At 66.4% G+C, this 9,969-nt stretch carries 5 protein-coding genes; 3 read left to right on the top strand and 2 right to left on the bottom strand.

Translation table 11 applies throughout. The annotated features are described in order from the left end of the window. On the top strand, window positions 1-651 hold a 651-nt coding region (locus VFQ05_00160; protein HET9325163.1), incomplete at its 5' end, for a PDZ domain-containing protein. Between the two features lie 116 nt (window positions 652-767). Here the strand turns inward: VFQ05_00160 and VFQ05_00155 are convergent. Further along, on the bottom strand, window positions 768-1,739 hold the full coding sequence (locus VFQ05_00155; GenBank protein HET9325162.1) for a hypothetical protein: 972 nt from the start codon (window positions 1,737-1,739) through the stop codon (window positions 768-770). Then, window positions 1,736-2,629, bottom strand: coding sequence for a hypothetical protein (locus VFQ05_00150; GenBank protein HET9325161.1), 894 nt, complete (start codon window positions 2,627-2,629; stop codon window positions 1,736-1,738). The genes VFQ05_00155 and VFQ05_00150 overlap by 4 nt, the downstream gene beginning before the upstream one ends. A gap of 258 nt (window positions 2,630-2,887) precedes the next feature. Between VFQ05_00150 and VFQ05_00145 the strand changes: the two genes are divergently transcribed. Both VFQ05_00145 and VFQ05_00140 read left to right on the top strand, forming a co-directional pair. Then, the gene (locus VFQ05_00145) at window positions 2,888-6,964 is read left to right on the top strand and encodes a FlgD immunoglobulin-like domain containing protein (protein ID HET9325160.1); all 4,077 of its coding nucleotides are present in this window, start codon (window positions 2,888-2,890) and stop codon (window positions 6,962-6,964) included. 77 nt (window positions 6,965-7,041) lie between these two features. Beyond that, complete coding sequence (locus VFQ05_00140; GenBank protein HET9325159.1) at window positions 7,042-9,804, top strand: CHAT domain-containing protein; 2,763 nt, start codon at window positions 7,042-7,044, stop codon at window positions 9,802-9,804. Window positions 9,805-9,969 lie beyond the last annotated feature (165 nt).

Here is a 9,969-nt window from a genome sequence, read left to right as displayed (position 1 = left end):
TTCACTTCGCTGAGGAACGTGGGTGATCTCGTGACCGCGCATTCCCGCGTCGATCAGAGCCAGCCAATTCCCGTGACCATCGTGCGGAGCAACGGCAAGGTGATGAAGATCAGAACCATGGAGCCAGTTCCCGCGCCCGAGCCCGAGCCTGTCGCGGCGGTGCCGGCTGCGACAGTCGCCGTGGCGCCGCCGACAGCGAATGTGGTGGCCGTGGAGACCGCCAAGCCACCGGCGACCGAGGCCGCGGTTGCCGAGCCGAAAACCGACCCGCTGGCGACGCTCGGCCTCCAGTGCGCGAACCTGAATCGCGCACTGGCGTCGGCACTGGGCGCCTCGAAGGCGGAGGGTGTCCTCGTGCTCGAGGTGGAGTCCGGCGGGCAGGCCGATCGCGCCGGAATGCACGCCGGTGACGTGATCACCGGGGCGGGCAGTCAAGCCATTGGCAGCGTCGAGACGCTGGTGCACGCGTTGAGCGCCGCGCCCGCCGGAATCACGCTGCACACACTGCGCCGCACCGAAGAGCGCGACGTCACCGTGGCGCTGGTGGCGCCGCCGACGGAGCAGGAAGCCGTGCAGCAGGAGCTGCGGAAACTTCGTGAGGAGATCGAGGCGCTGCGAAAAGAGATGGCGGCGCCCAAGAACGGCGACTAGCTCAGAGCTGTGAGAGAGCCCTCGGCCAGCGATGACCGAGGGCTTTTCGTGTGCGGCCGAGCTGGACGGAGGCGGCGAGAAGCAAGAGAGCCGTGGGCCAGCGCGGCTCCGTGGGCTTAGGGGCCCGCCTCGGCGTCGCCGCGGCGCCCTGGCAAATTCGCCGAATGCCGGGCGAGTTCGAGTCGGGCCCGCGTGGCGAGGCTGCTGGTGGATTCGCGACGAGCTACGGAGGCGAGCAGATGCGCGCCCTCCGAACGCCCCGCCTCGCTCAAGACGATCCCGAGGTCGAGCGTCGCGGTGGGGTTATTCGGACGGATGCGAAGGGAGCGCCTCAGCTCGACCTCCGCCTTCACGAGGTCGCTTTCCCGATATGAAATGGCAGCGGCGAGGACGAGCAGGTCCGCGTCCTCATTGCCGAGACGCAGTCCTTCGTCCACGTGATCGCGGGCCGCGGCCTTCTGGCCATTGACCAGCAGGGCCGCCGCGGCCGCGTATGCAGACCGCTGCGACCGCTCTCGCTCGTGGGCAGCGAGCAATCGAGCGACGATGTCGCGCGGCAGCTCGCTGGGTCCAGCCCGGTAGACGGGCTCACTCGCGACCGCGCCCTGCTCGCCGCCCGGGATCACGAGGCTGAGCGCCGAGTAGTCGCCGACCGCGCGAGCCACGGCGGGCGGCAGGCCTGGTGGTCGATGGCTGGCGGGAAAGCGTGGCCAGAACCAGATCGCGATCACCGCTGTCGCGGCGATCGTTGCGGCGCTCCATCGCCACAGCGGTATCCAGCCCCGCGCTGGACGCGGTCCGACAATCGACTCACTGCGGCGAAGGATCGGCTGGTGGCGTTCGTTACCAGCAGGCTTCCGAGCCACCTCCATTCCTGTTTCGACCAGAGTCGGATCCGAGCGGAAGGCGTCGGGATCCGCGAGCCATTCCGCTCGGTACCTCACGGCTTCCGCGTATGCGGCAAGGCACTCCTGACAGCTCGCCACATGACGTCTAAGTGGGAGTGCACCGTCGTCCGCCAGGCGTCCTTCGACCAGCGCCGCGAGGTCTTCGGTCGCCAGGTGCGGGGTCAAGGGTTCGCGGCTCATCTGGCACCATTCCCGTCTCGATCGATGTCACGTCTCAGGCCGCGGACGATACGCTCCACGGTCGTATAGACGACTCGAGGACTGGCCAGCCCCAGCTCCTGGGCGATCCGTCGAGCCGACCAGCGCTTGTGGAAACGCATCACCAGGATCTCGCGATCCTCACGCGCGAGGCGGGCCACCAGCACTTGGACCAGCTCCGGGATGTGCCGGGATTCGCGCTCCATGAGGTCGTGATCCGCGCCATGCGCTGCGGACGGCACCTGCTGCTCGAGCCTCATGTGATCCAGATACTCCAGCAGTCTTCCCGAAGCACCCACGGAGCGAGCGTGCAGGTCATAGGCCAGACGCCGGAGCCACTTCGCGTCCAGCCGCCGCTCGATGCGCCGCAACGCGGCCATCAGCCGGCCGATGGTCCAGTGCGATCCCGCGCGGTTCAGCTGACGCACGACCTCCGTGGCCGAGTGGCCTTCGACGAAGTAGAGGCGGCAGATCTCACGCTCGAGCTCGCCCAGTTGCCGGATTGCATCGGGTGTCTCGTGTCTTCCGTAACGATGACGAAGGTGATCGAAAACCTTGCTGCGCACCACCAAAGTGAGCCAGGTGGAGAGCGCCGCCCTTCCTTCGTAGGTGGCCAGCTTGCCGCGGTAGAGAGCATCCAGCACGTCGACGTATACCGTGTGAGTCTCGTCGCAATCCCGCGTCAACATGTGGCGACGAATGATGGCATGAATGAGGCCCGAATACCGTTCGAGGAAGCGCTTCCACGCTTCGAGCGAACCAGTCGTGATGGATCGCGTCAGCTCGAGCTCGTCCTCGCGAGTCGGGGGGACATGCTCGCGCGCCGCGTCTCCGACGGAATGGGCGTCGTGAGGCCAGGGTTTGCGTGACATCGGTGCGAAGCGGTCGACCGGTCGGGGAGCCGTCGACGAGATAGTAATCGATGGCGCCGTTCACGCAGCCAACAAGCTGAGCTCGGTCGACTCCGGCCGAACCCCACATTAGACGGAGGCGGGCGCCGGATTACGAACGAGGAATCGCGCCGGTAAACGCCGTCTCACCTCCGTCTCATTGGACATTCGCTTCGAGTCTCGTCCAGGGCAGTCCATACCACACAGGACCGGGGTGCCACCGCGCACGAGGAGAGTCCCATGGCCGACCGCTCATCGATCGTCCCGCTTTCCAGCCTTCCCAAGAACCGCACCGATGGGCCAAGGGTGGCCGTCCTCGCCGTCTTCAGCCTCTGCGTCCTGTTCGGTCAGGCGCACGGGCAAATCTTCACCGCCCTGCCGACGGTCGACGCGTCGAACGGAGGCAGCACGCACGAGAGCATGCTCGCTGCGGGGCCCGACAAGATCTTGCATTTCACCCCTCAGTTCGTGGACTTCTACGACAAGAGTCCGACGCCGGTGCTCCTGGCCCACCATCCCATCAATACGTTCTTCGCACCCATCCTTCCCAATGGGGGGATCTCCGGGGATCCAGTCGCTTTCTACGACGCCATCCATGGCCGTTACCTAATGTTCATGATGGGGGACGCCGCCGCGTCCCCCGCTGAGGTGCGACTGTGGATCTCGAAGGGAGGCCTCGACCCCACGCAGCCACAGAACTGGTGGAAGTACATCATCCCCGCGCCTGGCCGTGACTACGTCGGGTTGGGGGTGAGCGACGACAAGATCGCGCTGCTGTGGAACCCGGGAAACTGTCACATCCTCGATCGCGCCAAGGCCTATGACAATCTCTACCTTCCCGGTGAGCCCATCACAGTCTCGGTGCCTGGGGTCGCAAGCTTCAGCCGAGCGTGCCGGAACCTAACCGCTGATCCCGCGATCCACGTGGTCAGGAGGTCCGGGAACAACATCGAGCACCGAAGGATCACCGGACCGCCAAACGCGCCGGTCCTCTCGGCGCCGGCGCTGATCCCGATTCCGGCCGACCCGGGCGTATCGGCCATTGCCGAGCAGCCGGACACCACCGGGTTCGGTAACCAATGCGAGCCCCGACCGCTCAACTTCGCGTTTCCGCCGCCCGAGATGTACATGCGCAACGGGAAGATCGCGATGGCCTGGACCAACTCCCGCACCTACGGTGACGGGAGCCCTCCCGTCAAAGCGATCCGCTGCATCCGCTTCCAGGTCGGCGGCGGCCTTGTCGACGACTTTCAGGTTGGCCGTCCTGGCATGCACTACACCTATCCGAGCGTGGTGGAGGACACGCGCGGGACGCTGTTCCTGGGTTACGACCGTTACTCGCCGAACGAATTCCCGTCGTGCTACATGGTCGCCCGCAGCGGCAACCACCAGAGTCCCGAATTCCACGTGAAGTCGGGATTGTTCAGCTACATGGGTTGCGCGACCGCCACCAGTTGCGCCGCGGAGGACGTGAACGGTGTGCCCGCGGGACGGTGGGGCGACTACACCTCGATGATCGTGGACGAGTTCGCCTGCGGCGCCAATCACTCCACGGCACGCTTCGCCGGAGGGTGGACCAGTGGTCCGCTAGTGACCGACAACGCCATGGCCACGATGGTCGCCGATTACGGCACCTGCTCGATCTCAGGATCGGTCGAGAGCGACGACAACGGCCTGCGCACGCCGAAAGCGGGGGCGCCTGTGGTGCTGGACGCAGAGGGGCTGCCGGTGGATTCCACCACCACCGATGCCGCCGGCGCCTTCAGCTTCGGCCTGCTTCCAGCCGGCACCTATAGGCTCCGCGTCGCTTGGCCCGACACCATCGGTCTGCTCGCGCTGGGCGGGACTGGGGGCGTCTCTCAAATTCCCGAGTGCGCCACCGAGATCGACATCGTGATCGCCGACGGTCAGAGCTCGGTGAATAACCGATTCGTGCTCAGGCTTCAACCCACGCCGCAGATCACCTCGCTCTCCCGGACTGCGGTGATCGCCTCGGATCCCGACTTCGACCTGATCGTGACGGGCGTGAACTTCCGCCCCTGGTCGATGGTCTCGGTGGACGGCCGGGTCAAGGCTGCCACTCTGGATGAGGCGGCGGGTCGTTTCACCGTTCACGTGAAGCACTATGACATCGCCCGAACGGGTTCGCACACGGTCACCGTATTCACCCCGGCAGCGGCCGGCAACGGCACCTCGGCGCCGACCACGCTGCTCTCGCTGCCGCGGTACTTCGTGAGCATCGGAGCGCCCTCCATCATCGCACCTTGCCCGAAAGGCGATGCGGGTCGCCTGGTGGTCAGCGCGGTCGTGAAGAACAGCACCATTCCCGAGTGTCCATTCAACGCTTCGACGGCGAGCGCGTCGCTGTCGCTGACCTCACCCGACGTTCCGACGTGGAGGGTTTGGGACGCACCCCAGACCGCTCAGCCTTTCGTTCTCTCCAGCGACGGCGTCTATGACCCGGGGACCGGACGCAAGACGTTCACGTTCGATGTCGGCCAGATCTCGAAGTGCGCGCATGTCGTTCCGACATTGGGCATCACGGCTGCGCCCTCGTTCTCGTTCGCGCAGGTCGACGTGCGGTCGCTGGACCTGACGACCCAGGCCTTCGGAAGCGTGGACCGATTCGACATCGACGCCTTCGGGGCACTGTTGGGTGGCACCGAGCGCTGCGGCGACTTCGTTCCCAGTGGATCGGTGAACTTGTCCGACTTCGCCTACCTCACGGCACACCAAGGCCACACGGCGCACACGCGGCACGTGCTCTTTCCGAACGGAGGGGAGGTCTATACGCGATCCGAAGGATCGGTGCCGCCGATCGCGATCCGCTGGGATACCGGTTGCGGCGGCGCGCCCTGTGGTGATTCCGCCCGAGTCTCCATCAACCTGCTCGACGGGGCTGCATCCACTTTGGTCGCGAGCAATCTGACCGACAACGGAGCGTTCGACTGGACCACCTACTGCGGCGTGCAGTCGTCGCCGAGCAAGAAGATCGAAGTGGTCCACACCGCGGGGATCCTGCGGCCGGGTGATGTGACGATCGGATCGGACCAGAGCGACGGACCCTTCACGATCAATGGAAGCTGCGGTGGTGGTGGTGGCGGTGGTTGCCCGTTCCTGGATACCTGGACGGCGGGGGGCTGGAAGGAAGAGAACTCGATCCTGGCTCGCTCCACGACCGGAGAGATGCGGACCGACATCTATCGGCTGATGCACGAGCCAGAGCGCGCCGCCGACGGCACGTTGAGGCTACGGATCCGCGAGGACGAGCAAGAGCGCACACGCTTGGCCTCGGCGACCCTCCGGACTGTGGATCGCGACCCTGCGCAATCGACGTGGGTCATGGATGGGCGAGTGGTGCTGGGAAGCCGGGTGCCGGTGGCGAAGGTGCGATCCGGGTCGGGCGAAGATCTCACCGCGCTGCTCACCGATCCGAACGGTCCCGGATTCGAGGGAGCGCCGGGGACCATGCTCTGGGTCGAGTTGTGGAAGTCCCCGTCCGATGGTGGGCCCTCCACCGTCCCCGGGCGCGGAGGCCTGGGTCTAGGAGGCGCGAAGAAGGAGATCGATGATCCGGGTGGCGGCAAGAGCCGTCCCGTGGCCGGCAGGTACGATGCGGAGGTCCTGGAACGGACCGGCATCGTCGTCGAGACTGTCGGCGAGAACGGCGCATGGACTGAGGTCGGCCGCTGGTATCCGCGCGCCCGGAACGCGGAGCTGGCCATCGGTGCCGGCCGAGAAGTGCGTCTCCGATTCGTGGGACGCCACCTTATCCAGAACCTCCAATGGATCCGAATCGATGGCGAGGCGCCAGCGGTCCAAACGGTCGCCGCTTCCGCCATGCATAGCGACGTTGGGGACGTCGGCGCTCGTCTCACCGGAACCGGAGAACCGGTGACTCTGTCGCCGGGGGAGAGGGTGGACCTTTCGTTCCCAGTGCCGCCGGTTCCGGAAGGCAAGGTCCGCGATACGTATTTCGCGGCGCATGGCGTGTACACCACGCTCCCGGCGGTGGAGGAAGCGCCGACCGCCCATCGACCGTCCAAACTCGAGCTGCATGCGGCCCGGCCCAATCCAACCACGGGCTCGGTCCGCTTCGCCTTCGGGTTGCCTCAGCCCGCGCGCGTCCGACTGGCGGTATACGACGCCATGGGCCGAGTCGTGGCTCGACTGGCCGACGGGCAGCGGGACGCAGGTACTCACGAAGCCTCATGGGATCTCAGCGACCGCGCCGGCCGTCGAGTGTCGTCGGGGATCTACTTCTATCGCATGGAAGTCGGTTCCTGGCGTCAGGAGCGTAAGCTCGTGGTCCGCTGAGCCAGCGCAGGAATCTCTGAACCGGCCGCCCTCTTCAAAGGGGGCGGCCGGAGCGTTTCGAGGCGTATTCTCCTGACGTGAGACCCCCCTGGCCGCTCATTGCGGCGATCACGCTGGCGACCCTCGCGGCCCTCTTCCTACGGGACGACGCCCCACAGGGACGTGCCGATGCCTTGCGCCGCCTGGCACCGAGCCTCTCGATCGAGATGGCGCAGCATATGGCCAATGATGATCCGGCGTCCTTTCGGCGTTTCGCTGCTGCGGTCGGAACTATGGAGCTGCGCCAGGCCCTCTACGCTCTGGGTGGTGACCGGCTCGATCTGTCCTCCAGCGAGGCGTACATGCGCACATGGAACAGAGTGGCGCCCCATGTGCATCGGGTCGCCAGCGCGCTGGCGGATGAGTTCCACTGTCCGGACTACCTGCGCAATTTCATGTTCTTCGCCCGGCTCACGCCCGCGCAGGCGATCACGCTTCGCCAGTTGCTGCGCCAGGAGTATTCCGTTCGCACCGATCCGACCGCCGCACCCGAAGCCAAGCTGAAGACGTTCGCTGTTCTCCTCGATCGCTTCAATGCGTTCGGCTACTTACGCGGCGTCGTGTTGACCGAGGCCGCGATCAGCGCCGAAGTGATGAAGTTTGGAGACCGCGCGGGACGTCTTCACCACCTCCGGCTCGCGCTCGCGGCCGCGCGAGCCCTGGGTGAGACGATGATGACCTGCCAGATCCTGGGTGAGCTTGGCGCCACCCATCGCTCTCTGGGCAACACCGATTCGATGTTGGCTTGCTATGAAGAAGCCAGGCGCATCGCGGAGCACTGTCGATTCCCGGACCAGTACTCGCGCATCCTGTCTTTCGAGGCGCGTTACCACGCCGACGAGGGACGACTCGCTCTCGCCACCGACCTCGTCATCCAGGCATTGCAGCGGTGCCGCGAGATGGGAGGGGGAGCGGTCGAGCTGCGGTTCCTGGCGAGCGCGATGAGACATTTCGCCGAGCTCGGGTGCTGGGAGATCGTGGACCGGTTGCTCGACCGCGCTCCGGTCCTGCTTCGTCGACTGGCTCCACCTCCTGCAACCGTGCCGATCAGCGCTCTGGGAGCGGACATCGAGTTGCATCGGATGCGAGCCCTGCTGGCCCGCGGGCGGATCGCCGAGGCGAGGCCCGTCATGGAACGGGTCCGCGAGCAATATCGCGTCGTGAATCCACGGGTCGGCTATGCGGCCATCTTCCAGTTCTACGGGGAAGGCTTGATCGGCAATGGGCGGGCGGCCGAGGCTTTGCCCTGGATCGAGCGCGGACTCGTGCACGCCGATTCGCTTCACGTTCCGGAGGTCGGAGTGGGACTTGCGCTACGGCGCGCTCGGGCGCTGTACGACGTCGGATCCTACGAGGCGGCACGTGAGGCGCTCGCCGACTTCGATCGGCGAGCCTCGCAGGATGCGGGAGAGAACGTCTTCGCCATCGATCGGGAGATCCTGAACGCGCTCCTCCTGGAGCGCGAGGGCGCGGCCTTCCGGTCTCGCGCCGCCCTGAGACGCGCGCTGGCCGAAATCCAACGGCACGTTCGGAGGCTCGATGCCGGACCACAGGGATACCTGGCGCTCGGCGCCAGGAGTGACGTACGCGATGCGGTGCATCGCCTGATGGCAACCACACCCGAAGCGGGCTATGCCTTCGAGCTCGATTGGCGCAGGCTGACCATGGAGCTGGGTGGGACTCATGGCGCTGGAGACTCGACGTGGGGCGAGCCCCGCAGCCGTCCACCTTCAGGCACGTTGCACTGTGTCTATCGCGTCGGCCCCCACGCAGTCATCCGCTGGACGTCTTCGCCGAGCCGCGTGACGCGTGACACACTCGCGCTTTCGCCCGCCGACTGCAGACGGGCTGTCGCCCAGGCGGTGAGCTGGTTGAGCAGCCGTCGCCCTCTCGACGGGGTGGCGCTGAAAGGCCTTCATCGGCTCGCCGGGCTTCTCCTTCCTGCGGAAGCGTTTCGTTCCAGCGCGAACCCGCGCACTCTCTACCTGACACCGGACGGCGCACTCGAGCAGCTTCCATTCGAGGCCTTGAGCTTGTCGGCTGAGCGTCTCGAGCCGCTCGCGCTCGCGCGGCGTGTCGTCTATGTCGGCGGCGGCACGGGTCCCTCCGCTCCGAAGTTCGGTTCAGGGAGCATTCTCGCCGCGGCGGAGCCGGCGCCAGCCATGCGACGCGGCGCGCTCGTGAGTGAGCTTCGTTCAGCGGTGCCCGAGGCCGAGGTCGTCCGGCGGGCATGGCCCACGGCCAGCGTCATCGAAGGTCCGCGGGCCACCAAGCGGGCCGTGCTCGAGTCGTGGAGCCGTGCACGACGGATCCATGTCGCGGCGCACTTGGTCCGCGACCCTGAAGTACCCTTCATCGCGTACTTCCCCATGGCGCGGCCAGACACCGGCCGAGATGCATCGGACTCCTATATCGAGATGGCCGACGTGCGGTCTTTGGATCTGACCGGGTGCGAGATGGTGTTGCTCTCATCCTGTGCCAGCGGAGCGCCCTATCCGACGCAGGAGCGGCAAGGACCGAGCATGGGGCGGGCGTTCCTCGACGCCGGCGCCGCATCGGTCGTCCAGACCCATTGGCCGGTCGAAGATGAAGCCGCCAGTCGCTTCGTGGCTTGGTTCGTGGAGGAGTGGAGCCGTGCCGACGAGGACCCTGTAGGTGCATTGTCAGCCGCCCGTCGCCGAGCGATCGAAGCCGGCGAGCCACCTTGGAGGTGGGCCGCTTGGTCGATCAGCATGGGCGCGCTGCCGGTGCGTGGGCTGGGTGAAGCCGAGCGCACCCGAACCCTACTCGTCAGGCGCTGATCTTCCCCAAGTAAGATGACGCGCTTCTGCGGCCCGCTTGAAAGCTGGACCGCGGATCAGCCGGGCTGGTAGCCTTCGACTGCCGCGTTGCCAGCCACCCCCCGCACGCTGCGGCCGGAATCACTTCTCGAGAAACCAGACTCCGCTCTCCTCGGAGGCCCCATG

The organism is Candidatus Eisenbacteria bacterium, from assembly GCA_035712145.1.
In the GTDB taxonomy this organism is placed as follows: Bacteria; Eisenbacteria; RBG-16-71-46; order RBG-16-71-46; family RBG-16-71-46; genus DASTBI01.
The sequence above is the reverse complement of the archived record's forward strand: the minus strand, read 5'-3'. Positions and strand labels throughout refer to the sequence as shown.

What these genes read in the sequence shown, in the direction of transcription:
- VFQ05_00150 (HET9325161.1), bottom strand. Translation starts at nt 2,629, where the DNA reads ATGTCACGCAAACCCTGGCCTCACGACGCCCATTCCGTCGGAGACGCG.
- VFQ05_00155 (HET9325162.1), bottom strand. Translation starts at nt 1,739, where the DNA reads ATGAGCCGCGAACCCTTGACCCCGCACCTGGCGACCGAAGACCTCGCG.
- VFQ05_00145 (HET9325160.1), top strand. Translation starts at nt 2,888, where the DNA reads ATGGCCGACCGCTCATCGATCGTCCCGCTTTCCAGCCTTCCCAAGAAC.